Origin of the sequence: Haladaptatus caseinilyticus, assembly GCF_026248685.1 — an archaeon.
Lineage (GTDB): Archaea > Halobacteriota > Halobacteria > Halobacteriales > Haladaptataceae > Haladaptatus > Haladaptatus caseinilyticus.
Map to the genome: position 1 here is coordinate 221966 of NZ_CP111042.1, position 20998 is coordinate 242963.

Genomic DNA, 20998 nt, shown 5'->3' on the forward strand with positions numbered 1-20998 from the left:
GGTGAGCAACAAAGAACCCTTCAGACCAAGGTGAGAACTCAAAGAGAGCCTTCATCACTGTCGGTGAATTTATCTTCGAGGGTAGGCACACTATATGTATGAACATTCGCGAGGCTGTCACTCAACTCGAAGAGAACCTTGGGATGGAACATAGTGAAGCAGCGGAAGAAGCTGGGCGCACTGTTGCGACGCTTCAAGACTAATTCGACGAATTACCTTTCGCTGCTTCAGCAAACTCATGCATCGTGAGACTGCTCTCGGTTATTAATTCACCCGACCCAGCGCGAAGCGCCACATTTTGTGCGAAATCGATCCAAAGATGTTCGTGCCGCCGGGCATAGATTTCTTGAGCATCAGAGTATGGGAGATCAAGATCATAGTTCGCGAGTGAGATCCGAATACCATCTTTTCGCCTAACAGCGGTACATCCGTGCTTTCACAAATGTTTAAAAATGTATAACTTTCGTCGGACCGTAGAGAGCTGTTTAGAGCGAATGATATACTGATTTGTCCACTCTCTCCAATCAAATTCGCCATCAAATAGAGACACAGCAGTATCTGGCATCTCGAAAGAGGGGTCTATCGAGTGCAAATAGTACTGAATCATTCCAATCGATGTCCGGTGATTGGCATTCGGAAGTGAATGTCGAAGTATTAGATTTGACGCTAAACGACCAGCCACTTCTATTGCGCTTCCAGTCCACTCTGTCTGTTCAATCGCCCGTTGCATCTGGTCAATCTCAAAATCCTTGAATGCACGAATTCGCTTACCCTCTTCTTCATAATTTTGTTTGAGTATTGATGCAAAAACGTTCACGATGCGAGTCATAATCAAGTCATAGGGAGACTCTACCCCACTAATCGCGTTGAAAACTCCATCACCCATTTCATCGATTACACCGATTGATCCAGAACTCGTATATACTAGATAGACTTCGTCCTCGAGCATAACATTCTCAACTTTAGTGTCGTATTCAGAACTATATTCATCGGCTTCATCTAGAGCCGTTTCTTTATCTGGGTTAACAAATTGTAGAGAAAATTGGTCATCAAATGGGTGATGATAGGGAAACAATCTCTTGCATAGTAGCTACTTACTACCGAATATGATAAGATTGGCGCAAAATCGCTCGACATGCGGTCTTACCTCGAGAAGCAGATGTTTAATATCGATACGAGAGCACGAGGAGAGGGAAGCAAGTTCATTCAGGACCGGAAAACAACGGATGTGCTTGCAGTTATCGTACCGCCTGACCCCTCTCCATGACAAGTGAGGTTACGGACGAGCTTGGGTGGCCACAGAGGAGGGCGTATGAGGTTTTGGATAGGCTTGCCGAAAAGGGAAGATTCGAAAGAAGGAGCCCGAAGCGCGTCGAGTGATCTGGATTCGAACAAAATAGCAATCGTTCGTTAGTATGGATGGCCACGATCTGATGCGAGGTACCACTCTCAAACAAAGAAGCCATTCAGAACGTGATCTCCGTATGCGCTCGGTCGAGTGACGTTATTCGAATTCGTCGTTGGGACTCGCATAGAGCAATTCAATCTCACGATCCTAATCACTCTCCGGACCACCGATGATGAGATCTAGCTCTCGGGTGATGCCACCGACCTCGATCGTCTCCGGATAGCGTCCGTCATAGTTAAATTCATGGCTCTGTTGAAACCCTTAACAGATGATACGAAATGCGTGCTGAAGACAGAAACTTGAGTTCAGCAGTTAGATACAGCCGAACAGGTGAATTAGATGACCGGCTATCGACTATAGCCGCCGGGCGAAACGTCGCTCACGCATGTCGTCTACTGGACGGAGGACTGGCAGCCCGACCGAAGCGCGAGTGTTGACAGCTTCAGTATCCATCCCCTCACTACCACCCCGTCTGTCGTTGTGGATCGACGGACGCTCACGACTGTTCTGTCCGCTGTCGGACACGCGAACAACTTCGATGCCTTGCAACTGCGGATCTTCTGTCTCGTGGAGGAAGGTGACGTCGAGCGTCCCATCGCGGGCCTGAACCGTGTATGATTTCGCTGTTCCCCTGTCGGTGCCGAGTTCGGCATACATGTTATAATTGTTTAGAACCTGATTGTCTTCGACGCGAACGTCGAATACGCGGGGACCTTTCTTCTGGTTGCTGTTTGGGCCCGAGTCGGTGAGGTACGTCTCCGCGAAGTAGAGCCGAACTGTATACGTTCCGGGTTCGACCGGGAACTGCCAGCGCATCTCGGGGTCGTCGCGCGGTGTCTTGTAATCGGCGTCCCACCGCCACGAGTAAAACATCTTTCGGGGGATGCCCCGCGGAACCGCCGGCGTCAGTGAGATGCGGTCGGTTGTAGTGCTCACGCGACTCCCGCTTGTTTGCGCGTTGCCGAACCGTGATGGATTTATCTTCGTGTCAGCCTGCCATGCAGGACCACCGTCGTTCGCAGGGATTTGCGGCCCACCAACGTTGACGCGGTAGAGCACTCGCTTGCGTGGTCGGGACGTAGTCGTTGTCGTGGTAGGTGTTCTGGTCGTAGTTACTGTCGTGGTCGATGTCGTCCTGGTGGTCGTTCTTAATGTCCGTTGAGAAGTTGTCGTGCTCGTTGTTTTCGACGTGCTCGGCGGCGTCGCTGCGCTCGTCTGAGTCTTTGATGGAGTTATGGCGGTCGTTGCCGTTGTCGTGTTCGTGGCCGGCGTGGTTCCAGCTGCGCCGCCGCTGGCGGGTGACCGGCCGAAGGGAACGCCCGAGAGTCCTGCGACGACAACCAGTCCGGCGACGAAGAAAACGAAGCCCCCACCGATGAGTGCCCCTTGAATGAAGCTGTTCGATGACCTCCCTGCCATGCCGCTCACGACCCCCGCTGTATTACGGTCATTCATCCCCGCTCTCTGTGGAATCGAGTTAATTATTTCGACATCGGAGCGCAAAATTCTCGATTCGGGAGACTGAAGCAGCGAGATGGGCACTGAGCGAGAGACAGATAGATCGAATGTTTCATCCCCTATTTAAATGTGATATGAACAATCAAACAGACTCACTAGACAGGCAGATTGATCTGGTTGCCTCGTGTAAGATACGCGCCGTGCATTCAGTACAACTCCTAATACATATCACTATCCAAATGATTTCAACAAGGCAGAAGTTGACTACGTTGAAGTATACCAGACTCTCCAGAGTGGATTGGAAATTTATGACACGTTCAGTCGACAAATCGCTCGGTGAGTCCAGCAACAGAACAGCACATAATCAACATCTAGATCAGTCGTTCCGTAGTTCGTCGAGAGCGATGATTACGTACAACAGTCCGACCAACCGGGTTCCGAAGTAGACCCACGGTTTCCATCGGCATTTGCTGGCATCGGTGTATGCAAGCTGGGTTCCATAATCGACATAGGCACGCGGGAACGCCAGTGCAAGAAGTCCAATAACGCCGAGAAATTGCTTAAATGCAGAATACGAGCGATCGTTTCGCCACATAGAAAGTAAGATAAGGAGTCCTTCAATCCGAGCACCAGGAACAACCCACGACCGCAATTCACAGTCACCGGGATTATCGAGTGCAAGATGTTCGGCACGGTTGATGAGTGCCTCTGGTGAAAGTAGTTCGATGATGCCGATTGCCGAGAGGAGCATGCGGAGCATGATAGTATAGTTAGACCTACATCATGATGAACCTCATCTTTAAACTGAATCCGGATGCGCGACAGTCATTTGAGAGTCCTAAACAGTCGGAATCACCAGAAGAATAGTGTGACAGCGACATTTCGTCAGATACCTTCGTGTTGTACCGCTAGATCAGCTTTCAAAGTACCCGTCGCGGTTTATTTTGAATACATTATACCGGATTCAACTCTAGCAGACCGAACGTGAATCATAGTATTTCATCAATGCCGGTCAACAGACGGCAGTAACACTCACACCAACAGACGTTGTGCAACGGTGTATGGATGGGTTACTTGGGGGACAAACAGCGGTAGTGACGGGTGCAGCGAGCGGAATCGGCCGTGCAATAGCACACAGGTTCGCTGAAGAAGGCGCAAATATCGTCGTTGCAGACGTTCGCGAAGACCCGCGTGAGAATGGTTCGACGACGCACGAACGCGTCAATAAGGAAACAGACGCACAAGCGGTGTTCGCACAGTGTGACGTCTCTGATCCTGCAGACGTAGAGGGAACTGTCGAGATGGCCGTTGACGAATTCGGGAGTCTCGACGTGATGGTAAACAACGCAGGAATTGTCGGCCCGAACGGTCCGGTGACAGACATTGATCCAGAGGCCTACCAACGGCTCCTCAACATCAATCTTAATGGTGCGTTCTTCGGATCGCAGGCGGCGGCACGACAGATGCGCGAGAACGGTGGCGGCAGCATCGTGAATATTTCGAGCATCGCAGGAATCCAAGGCTACAGCAATCTTTCACCGTATTGTACTTCGAAAGGTGGAATCAGACTGCTCACGTACTCACTCGCTGCAGAACTTGGAGCGGATGGTATTCGAGTGAACGTCATTCATCCGGGTGTCATCGAGACAGCAATGACGACAGATGATGTTCCAATCGTTGGCACCGAGTCCGGCGAACAGATGCGCGAATTGATTCCTTTAGGTCGATTCGGAGCACCGGACGATATCGCGAAAACAGCCCTGTACTTGGCGAGTGATCTTGCGAGTTACGTAACTGGTGAATCGGTAATCGTGGATGGTGGGATGGTAAATACTGCGTGAGATATAGAGATTGACAATAGCCCAGTGGCCGAGACACGCCCTGTATCCAACGATCAGAGTGTTTAGTTGAAGCTCATGATTATTTAGATAGGATGTTCATTCTTCAAACCGTTTGGTTTCACGCTTCCGACACCTCGGAAATGAGATCCTGAACCTCGATCGTGCGCTCTTCGGCCGCAGCCATGTACGCGGCTTCAGTCAAGGCAGTAACTTGGATTGCTTCGTCCGAGACGACCGGTCGTTCGCCGTCGTTGATGGCGGTGACGAAGTCTGCTACCTTTCGTCTCGTTGCAATGTCGAAGTTCGATTCTGTTCCCGTCGGTACAGTGTATCTGGTTGCACCCCTGTGTTCGAGATACAGATAATCTCCTGTATAAACGATACCTCCGCGTGTACCCCAGATAACGTACCCCTCACGTGGGTCCATTGCGACACCATCACCAGTCACCGTGACACTCCCAATAGCTGTACCGCCATCCACTTGTAAGCGAGTCGTGAGTGCCGCACTCACATCGATTCCCGGCTTTGCAAATTCGATCGAAGCAGTTGCCGTCTCAGGAATCCCATTCGTTACCCATAAGAGTGCATCAATGAGGTGCGACCCTGTATCGTACAACTGCCCACCACCCGAAATTTCTGGATCAGTCCTCCATGTTCCTTGGTGTGACGAAAACCAATCTTGCCCAATATAGCACGCAATCGTGTGGATAGTGCCGATACGATTGCTGGCAATGAGATGTCGAATCATTTGAAACACGGGATGGAAATGTCGTTGGTACCCGACTTTGAGAACACGGTTGTGGCGTCGTGCTGTTTCAACGAGATCGACAGCATCTCGCACATCGATTGTTATGGGTTTTTCCAACAAGACGTCAATGCCTGCTTCTAAGCAGGCAGTTGCTTGATCGTAGTGATATGCATGTGGCGTTGCGATCAATATCCCGTCTAACTCCCCGCTATGTTCGCAGAGGAGTGTTTTGTAGTCCTCATACGCCGGAACATTAAATTCGGATTCGAACACGGCACGAGCACCCGGTGACGTATCTGCACTTGCTACTATAGCCACGTCGTCCATACTCGCGAATAAGTGGAGTTCCAAGTAGCCAATACCTCCGACACCAACTCCCCCAATCCGAACAACCATAGAGTTGACACACCACGGTCGTGCAAAAGTGTGTGGAACTTAGTTCATAACCGATCAGTGAGATATCAGAGGTAGACACGTCGGTGCGGATTGATTTCATGAATCCAACAGTAGGGAAATACACTACCAAGTGGCCACGTAGCATTTAGAGGAGAAAATAATTAGTGGCGTGTTGTTACGATTCGAAATTGCGAAGCAGGCACCGTCGGCTCCGAGATTAGCCAGCCTTCCTACTCGGCTCATGCCGGGTTTTGAGCCAGTCTGCTAATCGATCGAAGTGAATGAAATGGGATGATCAGCAACAAGTTCAGAAAACGCCGCAAATGGAACTGCGATAAGAACGATTAGCAGGAGCATTTTCCGTGTGACATCTGAATCTGTCGTTATGACGACAGAAAGTACGTCTTCAGTCACCCCAAACAGAATTCCGATGATAAGGAATTCAAGAAGCCGTTTCGAGCGTCCATGTCTCATAGGAGAATAGACGTTCGTGGAACAAGTAATTCTTCTCTGCTTATCGAATAGAATTACGAGACCGAGTGAGTGTAGACGACGAGTCGCCAGCTCTTCGAGACAGTCCAGCGCTCGGAACAGAACACCGGACTGGTCAACTTCCGTGAAAAGCGTGCCGAGAGTCAGCAAGTCGAAGACAAGTACCTCGACGTGCTTGAGCACGCGAAGAACGTTGCCAAGACGAACGACGTGATGGTTACACGTTTGGGCTATCGCGAAGTGGCGACGCACTACGGCTGTGCATACAAGAACGATGGTTATCGCGTCATGGAGGAGATGGCCGAACGCGTGCCCGGTGTGACGTACAAGGAATCTCGAACGCTGTGTGTAGACGACGCAATGGGCGTCGGTGGACAACACATCGAGATCACGTTCGCCCATCCTGACCTCGCCGGGTGGATGCGAGCTCACGAAGCCAACGCGGGAGGGAACGGAGGGCGCGGATTATAGCGTTGTAATCACGGGGGTTCGACGAACCCCCGCTCGAACCACACCACATGAGGTTCACACCGCGTTGCCGGTGACACATGGTGGTACTAGTGCGCTAGTTACAGTGGAGTGCGTCTTTTTCTGCGTCATTTTCTGCGAAACGGAGAGGATCGCGAACGCGATCCCCCCTCTATTACAACGGTGTAATCGGCTGCTCTTACTTGCGACAGCCGAGGACGGCTTGATTGAGAATGTGCCGAAGTGTTCCGAGCTGACGAGCCAACGGTTTAACATCACCCACCAGTCATCTGTTAGAAATGGTGTGCCAGATATAGAGGATGTATTCAGCAATCTTGGCCCCCTCAATTCATGATCTACAAAGTATTATTTGTCGTATATAGTATTATTATCAAGGATTATCTAAAAGGCATTCATCTGCGAAATCGATGTCAGAGATGCACGCAGAGAGCACCGTGGAATTGGATCATCAGAACGCACCGTCTGCAACACGACGCCAGACATTGGCATTCTTAGGTGGCCTCGGCGGATTGGGCCTCACGGCAAGTCACCGAACTGCGGCCCAGCGTGCGAGTGAGAGTGGTGAACCAACTGTCGACCCTAGCACCGAGTTCACCATTGCGATTTTCCCGGATACGCAGTACTACGCACAACAAGACAACGGCATCTTCGAGCAGATGGGTCAGTGGGTTGCCGATAATAAGGAGACGTATAATATCCAGATGTTCCTTCACGAAGGAGACATCGTGCAGAGTTACGGGTCAGACAACGATGCCGAGTGGGATGTAGCCCAAGATGCGATCGGCAGGATGGACGATGCGAATGTTCCCACCGTACTGTCTCTTGGAAATCACGATGCGGACAATATACGAAATCCGCAAACGTTTCGCAGTCGTTTCCCGGCGACCCGCTACAAGGAAACCAAGCAGAGCAATGACACGATTCTCGACTGGGGGACATTCGAAGGACATGCCGAAAACGCGTATTTCCTCCAAGAGATTCATGGGGAGCAATTTCTCTTCCTCACGCTGGAGTTCGGGCCACGTGACGCGGCTTTGAAGTGGGCCGGGCAGGTAATGGACGCCTATGCTGAAGCGACCACGATTCTCGTAACGCATACCTATACGTACCACGACGGCACCCGAACGGATGCGAACGACAACTTCGCTCCAAATGGGTACGAAGGTGGGGGCCTCCCTGAAGGTAGCAACTACAACAACGGAGAGCAGATGTGGCAATCCGAATTGCGTTACCACGAGAACTTAGCGAATGTTCATTCTGGGCACCATATAACAGGCCCATACGTCGCACGACGTACCGCTCATGCAAGGGGCAATCGTACCGCACAGATGTTCATGGACTACCAGACTATTGACAACGGTGGGGATGGCTGGTTCCGTCTCTTGACGATAAACACGAAAACATACAATGCTGAAATAAATACGTATTCACCATATCTCGAAAAATGGAGTAAGGACAAAAAGGAGTCTTTTAAATTCAATTTGAACACTTATAGAAAAGGCGCCTAAGGCTCCGGAACCAACAGGGTATAGATTGAGGTTTTAGACCAAAGCTTCCCTGTGTCATTTTATTGAGAAATATTCAGCTTGTATTCAGCACGACTCCTGAAACCCATCATCTTTCTATGATTTCAGCAAGGCCATCTATTTGCCTTTCCTCAACCAAAAGATGCTAAACTGGATTCAGTATTATGCCCTAGCTCTTGCTCGATATCCGATTCACGCCACCCCAGCGGTGACAACACACTCGCTGCTGTACGAATCAACAACTCCCGATAAAATCCAGTATCATACTCGTCCAACTCCTCACCCGTTCACGCAAGCGCTTGTTATCGTCGACCACCACATACGATACACTCTGGCCAGGCGCACGCACCAACCCCAAATCAGCCGCCCGCTCTAACGCCGCCACACACCATTTCACGATTCAAAACGCAGGTCAACCTGTTCGTGTCCAATGCTGCGTAGAAGTAAAACGAAAGACATGGAGTAAAATGGGAATTCTAATCCCATCATCGAGCAACTTCTTAGTAAACACTCATTTTTTTTGGATCACTCTGGTTTTCTGGCTTCACTCAGTAATCATCGTATGTTCGTCGCATCGTTTTCGATTCCGGCGGATGGGTTCGCACTTGGTCACACACTCGAAACCGTTCCAGAAATGACTGTGAAAGCTGAACGCGTCGCTGCCCATGGAACGGTGTGGGTCATGCCCTGTTTATGGGTAACCGGTGACGATTTCGATGCGTTTGATACAGCGCTCAAAGCGGATCCGACAGTCGATTCAGTTATCGAGGTGGAAGCGTTCGAGGATGAGCGCTACTACCAATTAGAATGGGATGACTCAGTGAATCAGTTTGTTGATGCCCTTATCGATACGGAAGGCTCAATCCTCAATGCCGAAACGCAGAATGAGGCGTGGCATCTTCGAATCCGTTTTGCAACCCGTGAACAACTAGAAGTCTTTCAAGATTACCTCTCGTCCCAGAACCATTCGTTCCAATTGCTGAATCTCTTCAAACCGAAAGCACCTCGCCAAGAGCGCGGTGAACTCACAGCAGCCCAACGCGATGCGCTTGTCGCAGCGGTCGAGCAGGGATACTACCAAATTCCCCGTGATAGCACCGTAGAAGAAGTAGCCAACGCCCTCGGAATCTCCAACCAAGCCGCCTCGGAGCGGCTTCGGCGAGGAATCGAGCAACTTGTTACAACAGTGCTAGTTGAGCCAGAGAAATAGGGGGAGCAATTCCACTTGGATATTATAAAGCCATGATCTGGTCATGGCGACATTCCAACTACTGAATTGAACTAGCGTGTGTATGGTCACAGATTCGTACGGGAATCCCGAAACGGATGAAAACGCCCAGGAACAATACTTAGATCTGATTTTCGATGTACTCGCCAGTAAAAGTCGTCAATACGCCCTCGCGTATCTCAGATCATGTTCGCACCCAGTCGAGATCGCGGATGTAGCCGCCGAAATTGCGGCTCAAAAACAACAGACATCACGCAGTGAACTCCCAGAAAACCTAATCGAACGAGAGTACATCGCATTACTCCACAAGCATCTGCCGAAGCTCAAACAACTGAACTTCGTGTACTATAGGAGAGATCAGAGCACTATTAGCTGTACTACTGCAATACAATCGATAGAACCATTTCTTGAACTCATACTGACTAAAGAACAAAAGAGCGAATCATGATTTTCAGGAGATACCATACTCATATTAATATTTTCAATCAAGTAGTTGGGATAGCTTCCAGAAAATCTTCGAGTTTTGTGCCATCGCGATAGCGAATATCCTTGTTTCGTCGATCGTATTCGATGACCCCATAATCAGCGAGCTTCGGAAGGTGGGTATGAAGAAGTGAGATCCGAACCTGCTCAGTTGTCGTGGGGGTCCCATTTTTAGTATGGATGTGCGTAACAAGCTCATCAAGGTTCGCAACGTCAGCATCCTTCGTTTGAAGATAGGAGAGAACCTGACGTCGATAGGAGCTAGATAATATCTGACACACCTGATTCAATGAAAGCGAGGGGCGTTCATGCTGGGTCATATTGTTGGGCGTACCAGGACAAAATGTACAATTACTGGGGCTGTTCGAACAGGGTATTTTTGTGTGACCATGACAGAACGCCTTACTCAGGTGGTGTCGTCTCAGAAGCGTTCAGAAGCGCATGCTCAAGTAGTGCTTCATTCCCACGTCGAATTAGATCGGAGAGCGACTGCTGGCTGATGTTGAATTCCTCCGCCAATTCAGACAGCGTGACTTGCCGAGGTGTCTGAATGTATCCGTGTTGAAGGGCCAATAACAGTGCATCACGCTGCTTTTCGGTGAGCACACCTTCTAGGAGATAATCACCTGCCTCGGTGAGCGTCTGCATCTGCCCAAGTGTGTACTGAATATCGTTCTCGCGGCAATGGTTGTGAAATGTGGTGAGCTCTTCCTGATTCGGAAAGAGGATCTCGAACTCCCACGCTTCAGTGTCGTAGCCATAGGCGCTCCGAATGATCGTCTCGGCGGCAGTAAATCCCTCAAAAAATCCGCCGTCAGGCACGTCCCAGTTCAAGAGATATAATCGACGATCTTCAACCTCCTCAACCTCCATTTTGAACCTGCTCATGGGCGCGGACACGTTGCTCGAAATCATCTAAATCTGTATTCCAGGCCCAGAACAAGGGAATGGTATTCGTTCCAACAGGGACGATTCGCTCGAATTCGATTTGAGTCTCCGTCCCTGCAGTGAGCAAGCGACCAAGGGGAAACTCCGTCGCTGGAAGTGAGAGTTCAACAATAGTAGCCATCGATCTGTCTGGTGTTCGCTTTGAGCAGTTTTATTTTCTCTGAGAGTTCGGCGGAGACACGTTATGATCGAAGCGATAGATAGATCCCAGCGAACGCTACGAGCCACAGCATGAGAAGCATCACCGCTTACTCCTTCGTGCACCTATCGCTTTTCGGGGTCGATCTCAACAGCACCGTCACTCGACACGGTCACCCAGTGGCCTGCATATTGAAACGAGACGTCACCGACTGTCCGTGATGACCCATCGACTTGCGGCGCAAAGAGTGCATCAAGGGCGTTTGGATCGATGACTTCGTACAGTGGTTCGAGGTCATAGACTGAACGGTCATCTACCTCCGTAATTGCAGCGAGAATTTGTTCGGTTAGTGAACGAGGCGCACTATCACGTGGTGATCTATTTCCGATGTCAGTTGCGTCCATTTGCATTGGCTCCTCCTACAAGAACAGCTGCCCTGATATGGCAGGGTATTATTGTAGCTACTGTCCTTGACGAGTCGGTTGACTGGGGCCACGATTAAGAAATTAATGGATTTTTTCTGTCCAATAGCACTCATCACTACCCATCGGAAGCTCCGAACGCTGGACCTCGGCCCGCAATTATTCCAGCGCCGAGTGTTGGCCAATCTCCAGGAGGTCTTCAAGCCGGTCGCTACTCTGATAGCGAATGGTTTCCTCCTCCGAATCATATTCGACCAGATTGCAGTCAGCCAACTTCGGGAGGTGGCGGTGGTGCAAATTCAGCCGAAGACGTTCGCGAGAGACAGCGAGCGAGTGCGTAAGGACGTCAACGAGCGCCTGATGGGAAATCGTCATTCCCTGCATTGTCGTGAGATGGGAGAGGATAGAGCGCCGCTGTTGATTGGCAAGGAGTGTAAACAGTGTGTCGAACGAGGGCTCCGACGTTGGGGGTGTAGCATCAGTTGGCATCGAAATCACCGATGTGGAAGAGCAATGGACGGCAGTAGCTCCGTCGTCATCTGAGGGACTATCTAGGCGGCATATACTGGCATCCGTCAGGCATCCACGTCATATAGACAGCTGCCATGTTTTTATTCTTTTATATAATTAACAGGCATAATTAATATCTATCGCGAATCACGACAAGCGACTGCTAGGCAGATGACCACTGTTCGATACGATCGTGAATTTCTCGATGGGAGACAAACCATCGGATAGAATGAGTTAGTGTATTATACTAATCACAATCACATCGCTTGGTTCTCTAAAAGGAAGTCAAGTTTGATTCGTAATGTGACGACTATAGTAGTGAGTTAGCAAATCCTTTTGGTCTAGAAGACTAATAGAGTAGTGAGTATCATGAGCAACTCTCCACGAGACATAGCATCGGAGTGGGAAGCCGAACTCGAGAGTCGGACGACTGTCGAGAAGGTCTATGATGTGCTCCTCCAGTTGACTGATCCACTTCGGGTCTCCGAGATCGCAGACCAAGCAGGAGTTGCGCCAGATACCGCACGGAAATATTTGGAATTCCTCGAAGAGATGGGCGTCGCGAAGAAGATCGGCGACGATCCAGTGACGTATGGTCGGAACGACTCGTACCTCGAATGGCGGAATATCGATCGCCTGCAGCGAGAGTACACCATCGAGGAGCTAAACAATCGACTATCGGAACTCAGTGACACTATCTCGTCGTTCCAGGAGACCTATGAGGCCGAAACGCCTGGTGAGGTTGTCCCGCAGGAGCACGGCTACGAGGAACTCGATGAGACGATGGATGATCTTCGACAGTGGAACGCAGCGTGTGAAGAAGTCGATACACTCGTCGAGGCACTCGGACACGGTACACCAAATGCACACTCAGGGACGGTGAAAGTTGCAGATATGGTTCAGTTCTTCCAGCGACTGCAGTCCGGCCAGCCCAATTCTTCTGCAGACACACGCTCAGAAAATCATTCGTGATTAAATGGATGGGACGTCGCCGAACAAGGAGATTCTGCGCAGAGTTGCACGAAAGCTTGGAAAGATAAGTCTCATTACGCAGGTCAACCCGTTTCCATCGAACAAACCTGCGACCGTCGAGGTCGTCTTTGATGAGACTGCGTATCCTGAGCAGATCTCGCGTGTGTATGTCGATATCGAGTTACAGCTCAATGGCAATTTCTACATTCATTATGTGGAAGAGTGGGAAAATGACCGGGAAGAGTGTCGCTGGGATCGACACGGAAATCCACATAACGCTCGCGATCACTATCATCCCTTTCCAGCAGCGACTACTGATGATGCAGAAGATCGACGGTATCCCGAGGACTTCTTCGACGTACTTGGAGAGGTCATCACGGATATTCAGTCACGGTGGGGAGACACATTCGAAATCATTGACTGAACATTGACATCCTCCCGCGCCTAAAGACCGTAGTATTGCACCTGTTCAACCTTTAACCGGACCGCGTTCATCACATTCGATTCATAGTGCCGGTTTCTTTCAATCTAATTAATTCTGCAGTAAGCTGCCGTTACTCAACTAATTAGAGAACTAATGGAAAGTATGAACAGCGACACAATGAGAACGAAAACGACCGGTTGGTTCGGCTCCACCACAGAGCACTCTGGCCCGAGTCCACCACTACAATACACATTGGTCGCCTCCGAGACGATTAACCGCGAAGTATCGGGTTCTGAGATCGTTACAGGTATCGTTGATGTACTCATCGACGTGATTGAGCCGATTAGTGGCCAGACCACACTCTCACTATACGAATACGTCAACCCAGATGCGCTCGAAGACATCATTACAGCAAGTGCGTCGAAAAAGAGTGACGTTGAGGTACGATTCACAGTCGAGGGCTATCTCGTCATTGTTCGGAGCGACAACACCGTCCTCATTTACGAACCGATCGGAACACAACGCGATACGGATGGAAATCCATGTCCAGCTAGCTAATCAAGAAAATCGTTCCATACTTAGCGATGTAGTAAGACACCTTCTTCTCTCGAGACCGACTTCGCTATTCAGAACCGTAATCCGTGAGTCGAATCTTCCCTTCGACTTCGTAAATATGGCCCTTATCATGCAGCCGTTCGACGATATCCTCGGCAGATGGTCGTCCAAGATCCTCTTCATCGTCCAAAATCGAATAGGCTTGCTCGTAAGTGAGTTCTCGATCTTCTGGGAGACTTCTCGCGAGCGCATCAAGCGCGTCTTGCGCAAGCGGGGAGAGTGGCGATTTCCCATTTGGAACCATTCGTACGCTCCAATTGACCTACCGCACAGGTAAACCCTCGGTCAGAGTCTGTTCGTGCCACTACTTGGTGTGGTGTAGTAAGGGGATAAGCAGCCGATGTGGGTGTATGGGTTGGGATGAGTACGAGAATCCACATCGTCTGCTGGGTTACGGCAACTGCACTCGGCGCTTGGTACCCGACGGATAAAGTCTTCAGCCAACCACAGCGGAAGTGAAACTGAATGTACCCGCTGCAAACTGGATTCGACCATTCTCACCACTACTGCGCCGAGAATAGGACTGACAAGCCAAACACTCTTGGGTTAGCATACAATACTAACGATAATGCCCAACACAATCAAACGATCCGGCGACGGCCTCGCTCTCCAGGTCACAAAGCCTGCACGAGCCGCCAGACTCGTTGAAGAGACTGACGAGGAGCCCACCCGTCTTGCCGACATTCGCGTATTCGCATTTGACGGCCTCCTTCTTGTCGTCGACATCGACCGCATCAATGACGAAAATATGGTCGAACTCGCAACGTCAGCCGCGCTCGACACCGTCTCGATCCACCGAGTTGCAAACGCTTCACTCCAAATCGCAGGCAATGGCTATCAAGTGCAACTCCCTAGTGCTGCAGATGCTGGCTTTCCTATGGGTGACCCAGCGCCCTGCACACCAGCACGCAATATGCTTGTGATTGCAGCAGAAGGATCGGGACGAGTAGCGGCAGATATAGTGACGATCCGACGAGAGCAAGTTTGAAACCAGTAAGATTACTCGGTATGCTGTTCGTCCAAATCCGAACAGCTCACTTCCCGCGTACAAGCGTGAGGTAACCCACGTTTGATGCTGCGACAGAATTATACGTTTTCCGCGGAAAGTGGAAAGCATGGCGGCAACCAAACGCGATACCCATCCGATCGACACGATGCTCGCGATTTCGGATGTGCTCACCCATCCGCGGCTTGCTCAGCTCTACACGCGTGTTCGGGAACGTGATACCGCAACGGTCGATGAACTTGCAGCCGGTCTCGACAGCTCCTCGACGACGATCTACGAAGATGTGAATCGGCTCACCGATATGGGCTTGCTCGAGCGCGTGACTGAGACACAGCCCCATCGTTATCGGGCGCCGCATCTCTCGATCACCGTACAGGCTCATGAGGGCTCGTACGAGATCACACCAACACTGATCGCCGCTCTTGCCCGCAGCACGGACAATCAAAATCTCGAACTCTACCGTGATCGCCATGGCACTGCAGGACTCGCAATCGCGACCGAGTATGCACGTGCGTATGTCAAAGGCAAGATGACGTCGCGAATCATGGCTCGCGAGTTGGATCTCTCCGTGCTTGAGGCTGAAACGATCCTCCAAGAACTCCGCGAGATCATTGTCGATGTAGAGCCGGACGCCGAGGACGATCTGGATCTCGATGCAATCGACGCACAGGTAGATATTGATAACGAGGATCTCCCAGAGCACTCCGAATAAATGCCGCTCTCAGTTATTCCGGACACAGAGGCTCATATCGCCGATACAAATCTCTTCATTGCTTTTGGCCGCCCCGAGTCCGGCCGATTCGCGCTTCTAGAGCGCATTGCCCAGGAACACGATATCGTATTCACAATTCCACAACGAGTGTATGAAGAGTTGGGTGGTGGACCGGAAGGATACACGACGGCAGATGAGCCGATCGATCTCGCCCTGGATCGTGGGTGGGCCACATTCGCGGATGAGATTGCGTATTCGAATTCGGTCGTTTCGAGTACGATGGATATCGTGCAGCGCTATATTGCTACTGCAACGGAACAGGACGCCGATACGGTGGAAAAGGCAGACTCTGCAATCGGCGGCGTCGCAGCACAACTCCTCGATCAAAACAAAGCGAAGTCGGTAACGGTCTACACCGCCGATAAGGCTGCTCGCCGTGGAATTGAGGTCGCACTCACAAAGCATGGATACGGTGACTAAATCAAGACCGTCGATACATTCGCGCTTCAGCGTGAAGCATGTGAGAAATACGAATCTCCGTAACTCTTCGCCACTTCCTTTGGGAAACTCGAAACCGTCTCTGTGCTTCGTCGAAAACGGATGGTACGAGCACATGCATACAGTGGAATAGAAAGAGCCCGTGATCTCAGAACATACCCCCACTGAGAACGAGGTTGCGTCAGTGCGTGTTCTCGCACGACAACTCAGTCGTGATAAGGGGTGCGTTAGTTGTGGCCTCGAAATGCTGGCCCGCCATAGTGGGATTAGAGTTGATGTCGACCTCACTATTGAATGAGCAAGCCGTTCTCTCGTCCTCTTTTCCTTGACGCAACAGTACTGAGTACTACCGCGGCTTCCTCTCTAGCGAGACCACACCACCTTTGCACGTGAACGAAAACAAAGCTCCATGAGCAGAACACACCACTCTTGCAAGTGAACATCGCCGCATGACCAATTCAGATAGAGTACTGAAACCAGAGAGACACCACTCTTGCAAGTGAAGATAGTCGCAGAAAGGGGGAGGTAATGAGAAATGCATCTAAACCACGGATACAACTGAACAAGAGAACTAACTCGTTCAAATAGCTAACAAAAGAAGCAGTCGCACACCACTGCTGCAAGTGAACTCATGAATGGCTGTCGGTACTGACCGAAGAATACAAATTCACGGAGACTACAACACTTCCCGGATATTCAGCGGATAAACGCTGTATATCGCCTGTTTTCACTTGAATAGGTGGTGTGTCAGACATTATGTCAACGCTTTAGTTGTAATTGTGCACTGTTTTTTCTTACTAGACTCTCTCTTTCTAGCTTCACTTGTAACAGTGGTGTGTGTCTGTGTTACTGTTCACTTGAATCAGTTGCAGCCATGGTTTTATATGGATGGAACATAAGTATTGAGACAGAATGCGGCGGTTCACCCGAAAACAAAATATTTTCACAAACAAGGACGCGCTCAACGAGTCCTATCAACCCGAGCGTATCCAAGAACGTGATGAAGAGATCGACGCGTACATGAACGCTCTTCAGCCCGTCGTCGACGGATGGGAGCCAAACAATATTTTCGTATACGGGAATACAGGAGTTGGGAAAACTGCAGTCACCGATTTCCTCCTTGATAGACTCTGTGAAGACATCGGACAATACGACGACATCGACCTCCATGTACTCTCTCTCAACTGTAAAACGCTCAACTCATCCTATCAAGTTGCTATCGAACTGGTGAACGAACTCCGACCTGAGGGGGCCGAAATCAGTTCGACAGGATATCCACAGCAAACGATCTTTAAAAAACTCTACACTGAACTCGACAAGCTTGGTGGAACCGTGCTCATCGTCCTTGACGAGATCGACTCCATCGGCACTCGTGACGAGCTTCTCTATGAACTCCCTCGTGCGCGATCAAATGACAAGCTTACTGAGACGAAAGTCGGTTTGATTGGTGTGAGCAATGATTTCAAGTTTCGAGATCGGCTCGATCCTCGTGTCCAAGACACACTCTGTGAACGGGAACTTCATTTCCCACCATATGACGCGCCTGAACTCCAGAATATTCTCGAGTCTCGCGTCGATGTTGCACTTGCAGAAGGATCTCTCGAAGATAGCGTCCCACGCCTCTGTGCTGCGCTTGCTGCCAAGGATAGTGGTAGTGCTCGTCAAGCACTCGACTTGCTTCGACTTGCGGGAGAGCATGCTGAAAACAGCGATGATGACCTCATTACGGAATCACATGTCGAGGCGGCAAAGGAGATGCTTGAACAGGAGCGTGTTGAAGAAGGGATGCGAGAATTAACCGTCAATGGCCATTTCGCCCTTCTAGCAGTCGTCTCAATGGCTGCAAAAGGTGATACACCGTGTCGTACCCGGCGTATCTATGAGGAGTATACTGACCTTTGCCAGTTCGCAGGTGTCGATCCGCTCGCTCAGCGGTCCGTACATAATCACCTATCTGATCTTAGGATGCTTGGTATTTTGACTGCCGAGGAGAATCGGAGTGGCTCCCGTGGAAATTACTACAGCTATGCACTAGATGTTCCCTTCTTTAGTGCGCTGTCAGCACTATCTGATGTGCTGTCTTTAGAGGATACGTTGACAAAGCTAGAAACGCTCGCACAGCAAAATGATGTTCTGTAGCCCCGATTTTCACTTGTAACAGTGGTGTCTGATGATGACAGATCAGTAGCATCAATCTGATAGCGTGAGATCAAGGGCTTCCTGGTACCGTTCAATTGATTACGTGAGGTCAAAATTGACATCCTCCCAGCGCTACAGCGCGAGGATTCCTCCGTTGGGGTTCGGCTACCGACCCACGGAGGCAACTTGCGGGTTCGTGCGCACTTCTTTGAGACTTTCGTGAGGGTGTGTGGTTTCCCCGATCAGCCGTGGGCGTCCCACTCGAATCGCACGGGCCGTGCCATCGGCCTGAGTTCGCAACCGCTGCTTTCTCAAAGGAATGTCTCTGACGCCGTGAGATCGGCATGATCCTCGAATCCGCACGGACACGTCAGCGTATCCTCGTGGCGAACTATCTTCTCGTGGTCGCCGCACTCGGGACACCCTGACTCGTCCACGCTTCCTACTCAGCTACGAGACGAATACGGTACTCCTCACAGACACACGTGAGGCGATGGATGAACTTATTGGAACACCCAGAAGTTGTGCGTCTTCTCGTTCATCCTGACCGACCAATGTGACTCCAGTACGTCGGTCAAGTCGCCCACATACACAGTCCCCACGCCTTCGTCGTACAACCGCTCAACGAGGTTCCGTACCAGCGCGTTCTGTGCGTGGTCACGGCGTTTCGTCTGCTGTCGGTACAGCCGCCGAATCCGTTTCGAGGAGTAGTACCCCTCACGGAGTTTCGACAGTAGCGGGATTCCCGCGAGAAATATACAATAGAAATGACTATGGGATGGGCTATGGCTAAAACTATAGGATTTTCCATAGGCAAGTGAGGCTCATTTCGCTGGAAAAGAAACTTATCTAGTTAACAAAATCCGTCTTTTCCGTACAATCACGAAATCGTTTGTGTTGATTAGACAGGATCACTGTTAGTGTAATATACTAACTAGCGGTTCTCTCGTTGACCTTCGATCGGCTTTCTTCCTAGCTGAGCGGTCACCAATTGGCTATAAATATACTATTGTTTCAGCAATAGTTCTCTCTATTGCTATTTCTATGGTATATTCTATAACTGAGTAAGCATGCGTTCCTACGGTTAATTCTATTGGGTATCCTAAAGAAACATTTAGATAATATTTCTCTCGATGGCTATAGGATATCCTATATCCAATATTGGACTACTATCTTTTCTAAACGACGACCTCTATTTCTCGTCACCCGAATGTCGTCCGACTACAGCATTCTCTATATCTATGTCTAATGTGATTTCTAAACCTCTTCCAATATTGTTAGTTATAGCAAATTATATGGGGATTCCTATAGGCGTCGTGCAGACTTTGCTTTGGCGTCTAACCACGTTTCAACAACATCTGGTGCCGCTCGTTGAAGTCCCGCTCGAATCGCCAGTCGGAGCACTTCACTTCGATCAACCGCTTCCTCATTAACCTCCCGTCCAAGTTCTTCTTGCAAACGTGACCCGACGTCCTGTTGAATCTGGGGATTCGATTCGAGTGCAGAAATAAGGGCAGCTGTATCGCCATCCCAAAACGAGACTGTCTTCTGCCGGTCTCCATTCTCTATCTCAGAGAGTACCGCGAGAATATCTTCACGGAACGATTTAGATTCCGATTGTTTCGCTGATTCTTGATTCCGATTCCCGACCTGCGTTTTTTGCTTGAGTTCCTCAAGGTCGACGTCTTCGCTCATTGTTGTTCCTCCAGTCGGGTGACGAGTTCAGCTGCATTTTCCCGATACGCTTCTAACGCACGAGTGGCCGTCTTCGATGGCTCTTCAAGTGCAAACGCTGTTTGTCCGTTTATTTGCGCATTCACAATATCCTGCGAATAATTGACCTGCCGAGGAGCAATCGCATCCGGATAGTTCTCGGTGAACGTCTGCTTGAAATGCTTACCAGCATTCGTACGTTCATCAAGTTCGTTGAGGATGAGCATCGTCAGCTGGATGTCTGTATCTTGCTCTTCTCGGATCTCGTGTAGATCATCGCGTAATTGTGCTGCTTGGCCTTCTTCGAACGGCCCTGCTTTCACAGGTGCGAGTACGTTCTTTGCGGCCCACAGTCCATTGTAGGTGATATTGGATGTGCTTCCTGGCAAATCGAGAAGCACGATATCATACTGGCCGTCGATGAACTCGGTAAGGAACGTGTTGAGGCGAGAGTATCGTTCTTGCGTGTCATCGATGTTTCCGAGCATACTATCGAGTCCATCAAGCCCCTCGTGCGCTGGAATCAGATCAGGACCCTCTCCAGTTTCGAGGACGAGCTGATCAACAGCGTCGTCGATTTGCTTGGCGATGATATCCCATTCATCTTGGAACACGGTCGTGATGTTCGGCCAATTCTCCTCGTTCGCTTGTACCTCTTCCCAAAGGCCAAAGTGCTTCGCAAGGTCGCCCTGTTTCCCGGCGAGATCGATAAGGAGGACGTCAAGCCCATCCTCCTCAAGAGCAACACCAAAATGAGCGACAGTAGTGGTCTTTCCGACTCCACCTTTGTCAAGGAACGACGCAATACGCATTGTATTCGGCATACTATAT

The 20998-nt window shown here is 50.2% G+C and carries 23 protein-coding genes and 1 pseudogene; 12 read left to right on the forward strand and 12 right to left on the reverse strand.

All coding sequences use genetic code 11. From position 1 onward, the window contains the following. Positions 1 to 436: 436 nt before the first annotated feature. The 3 genes from OOF89_RS23670 to OOF89_RS23680 form a co-directional block, all read right to left on the reverse strand. Entirely contained in the window at positions 437 to 949 is a 513-nt protein-coding gene (locus OOF89_RS23670; RefSeq protein WP_266082887.1) for a hypothetical protein, read from the reverse strand. Between the two features lie 813 nt (positions 950 to 1762). Continuing rightward, on the reverse strand, positions 1763 to 2863 hold the full coding sequence (locus tag OOF89_RS23675; protein WP_266082889.1) for a malectin domain-containing carbohydrate-binding protein: 1101 nt from the start codon (positions 2861 to 2863) through the stop codon (positions 1763 to 1765). Positions 2864 to 3242: 379 nt separating this feature from the next. After that, positions 3243 to 3626, reverse strand: coding sequence for a hypothetical protein (locus tag OOF89_RS23680; RefSeq protein ID WP_266082891.1), 384 nt, complete (start codon positions 3624 to 3626; stop codon positions 3243 to 3245). A gap of 301 nt (positions 3627 to 3927) precedes the next feature. Between OOF89_RS23680 and OOF89_RS23685 the strand changes: the two genes are divergently transcribed. Then, the gene (locus OOF89_RS23685) at positions 3928 to 4707 is read left to right on the forward strand and encodes an SDR family oxidoreductase (protein ID WP_266082893.1); all 780 of its coding nucleotides are present in this window, start codon (positions 3928 to 3930) and stop codon (positions 4705 to 4707) included. Positions 4708 to 4825: 118 nt separating this feature from the next. Here OOF89_RS23685 and OOF89_RS23690 read toward each other — a convergent pair whose 3' ends face one another. After that, on the reverse strand, positions 4826 to 5851 hold the full coding sequence (locus tag OOF89_RS23690) for a Gfo/Idh/MocA family protein (protein WP_266082895.1): 1026 nt from the start codon (positions 5849 to 5851) through the stop codon (positions 4826 to 4828). 663 nt (positions 5852 to 6514) lie between these two features. Between OOF89_RS23690 and OOF89_RS23695 the strand changes: the two genes are divergently transcribed. From OOF89_RS23695 to OOF89_RS24850, 4 genes are all read left to right on the forward strand, one after another. Continuing rightward, positions 6515 to 6814 (forward strand): hypothetical protein, encoded by a 300-nt coding sequence (locus tag OOF89_RS23695; RefSeq protein WP_266082896.1) that lies wholly within the window; start codon positions 6515 to 6517, stop codon positions 6812 to 6814. A gap of 425 nt (positions 6815 to 7239) precedes the next feature. Beyond that, a complete protein-coding gene (locus OOF89_RS23700) occupies positions 7240 to 8340 on the forward strand; it encodes a metallophosphoesterase (protein WP_266082897.1) in 1101 nt (366 codons plus the stop codon). Positions 8341 to 8920: 580 nt separating this feature from the next. Next, positions 8921 to 9568, forward strand: a complete 648-nt coding sequence (locus OOF89_RS23705; RefSeq protein WP_266082898.1) for a helix-turn-helix domain-containing protein — start codon at positions 8921 to 8923, stop codon at positions 9566 to 9568. Positions 9569 to 9650: 82 nt separating this feature from the next. Beyond that, positions 9651 to 10034: a DUF7344 domain-containing protein gene (locus OOF89_RS24850; RefSeq protein ID WP_456071301.1), complete on the forward strand. Its 384-nt coding sequence runs from the start codon at positions 9651 to 9653 to the stop codon at positions 10032 to 10034. A 37-nt stretch (positions 10035 to 10071) separates the two neighbouring features. Here OOF89_RS24850 and OOF89_RS23710 read toward each other — a convergent pair whose 3' ends face one another. The 4 genes from OOF89_RS23710 to OOF89_RS23725 all read right to left on the reverse strand — a co-directional run bounded on the left by OOF89_RS23710 (position 10072) and on the right by OOF89_RS23725 (position 12067). After that, entirely contained in the window at positions 10072 to 10389 is a 318-nt protein-coding gene (locus tag OOF89_RS23710; protein WP_266082899.1) for a DUF7344 domain-containing protein, read from the reverse strand. A gap of 82 nt (positions 10390 to 10471) precedes the next feature. Further along, positions 10472 to 10957, reverse strand: a complete 486-nt coding sequence (locus OOF89_RS23715) for a helix-turn-helix domain-containing protein (protein ID WP_266082901.1) — start codon at positions 10955 to 10957, stop codon at positions 10472 to 10474. A 324-nt stretch (positions 10958 to 11281) separates the two neighbouring features. Then, on the reverse strand, positions 11282 to 11566 hold the full coding sequence (locus OOF89_RS23720) for a HalOD1 output domain-containing protein (protein ID WP_266082903.1): 285 nt from the start codon (positions 11564 to 11566) through the stop codon (positions 11282 to 11284). Between the two features lie 171 nt (positions 11567 to 11737). Continuing rightward, positions 11738 to 12067, reverse strand: a complete 330-nt coding sequence (locus OOF89_RS23725; RefSeq protein WP_266082905.1) for a DUF7344 domain-containing protein — start codon at positions 12065 to 12067, stop codon at positions 11738 to 11740. Between the two features lie 390 nt (positions 12068 to 12457). On the opposite strand from OOF89_RS23725, the gene OOF89_RS23730 reads away from it, so the two are divergent. The 3 genes from OOF89_RS23730 to OOF89_RS23740 all read left to right on the forward strand — a co-directional run bounded on the left by OOF89_RS23730 (position 12458) and on the right by OOF89_RS23740 (position 14042). Next, positions 12458 to 13060, forward strand: coding sequence for a DUF7342 family protein (locus tag OOF89_RS23730; RefSeq protein ID WP_266082907.1), 603 nt, complete (start codon positions 12458 to 12460; stop codon positions 13058 to 13060). A gap of 4 nt (positions 13061 to 13064) precedes the next feature. Next, complete coding sequence (locus OOF89_RS23735; RefSeq protein WP_266082909.1) at positions 13065 to 13484, forward strand: hypothetical protein; 420 nt, start codon at positions 13065 to 13067, stop codon at positions 13482 to 13484. 162 nt (positions 13485 to 13646) lie between these two features. Next, positions 13647 to 14042, forward strand: coding sequence for a HalOD1 output domain-containing protein (locus OOF89_RS23740; RefSeq protein WP_266082911.1), 396 nt, complete (start codon positions 13647 to 13649; stop codon positions 14040 to 14042). A gap of 64 nt (positions 14043 to 14106) precedes the next feature. Here the strand turns inward: OOF89_RS23740 and OOF89_RS23745 are convergent, their stop codons facing one another. Further along, positions 14107 to 14343 (reverse strand): hypothetical protein, encoded by a 237-nt coding sequence (locus OOF89_RS23745; protein WP_266082913.1) that lies wholly within the window; start codon positions 14341 to 14343, stop codon positions 14107 to 14109. A gap of 324 nt (positions 14344 to 14667) precedes the next feature. Here OOF89_RS23745 and OOF89_RS23750 point away from each other — a divergent pair, with 324 nt between their 5' ends. From OOF89_RS23750 to OOF89_RS23765, 4 genes are all read left to right on the forward strand, one after another. Then, a complete protein-coding gene (locus tag OOF89_RS23750) occupies positions 14668 to 15087 on the forward strand; it encodes a hypothetical protein (RefSeq protein ID WP_266082915.1) in 420 nt (139 codons plus the stop codon). Between the two features lie 127 nt (positions 15088 to 15214). Further along, positions 15215 to 15817 (forward strand): DUF7437 domain-containing protein, encoded by a 603-nt coding sequence (locus OOF89_RS23755; protein WP_266082917.1) that lies wholly within the window; start codon positions 15215 to 15217, stop codon positions 15815 to 15817. Then, on the forward strand, positions 15818 to 16297 hold the full coding sequence (locus OOF89_RS23760; protein ID WP_266082919.1) for a hypothetical protein: 480 nt from the start codon (positions 15818 to 15820) through the stop codon (positions 16295 to 16297). It abuts the gene before it with no gap. A gap of 930 nt (positions 16298 to 17227) precedes the next feature. Then, complete coding sequence (locus OOF89_RS23765; protein WP_266082921.1) at positions 17228 to 18454, forward strand: orc1/cdc6 family replication initiation protein; 1227 nt, start codon at positions 17228 to 17230, stop codon at positions 18452 to 18454. 165 nt (positions 18455 to 18619) lie between these two features. Here the strand turns inward: OOF89_RS23765 and OOF89_RS23770 are convergent. From OOF89_RS23770 to OOF89_RS23780, 3 genes and pseudogenes are all read right to left on the reverse strand, one after another. Next, a pseudogene (locus OOF89_RS23770) lies at positions 18620 to 19182 on the reverse strand (zinc ribbon domain-containing protein); the annotation flags it as partial. 577 nt (positions 19183 to 19759) lie between these two features. After that, on the reverse strand, positions 19760 to 20149 hold the full coding sequence (locus OOF89_RS23775) for a hypothetical protein (RefSeq protein WP_266082923.1): 390 nt from the start codon (positions 20147 to 20149) through the stop codon (positions 19760 to 19762). After that, positions 20146 to 20991 carry a ParA family protein gene (locus OOF89_RS23780; protein WP_266082925.1) on the reverse strand — a complete coding sequence of 282 codons (846 nt, stop codon included), beginning with the start codon at positions 20989 to 20991 and terminating at the stop codon, positions 20146 to 20148. The genes OOF89_RS23775 and OOF89_RS23780 overlap by 4 nt, the downstream gene beginning before the upstream one ends. Positions 20992 to 20998 lie beyond the last annotated feature (7 nt).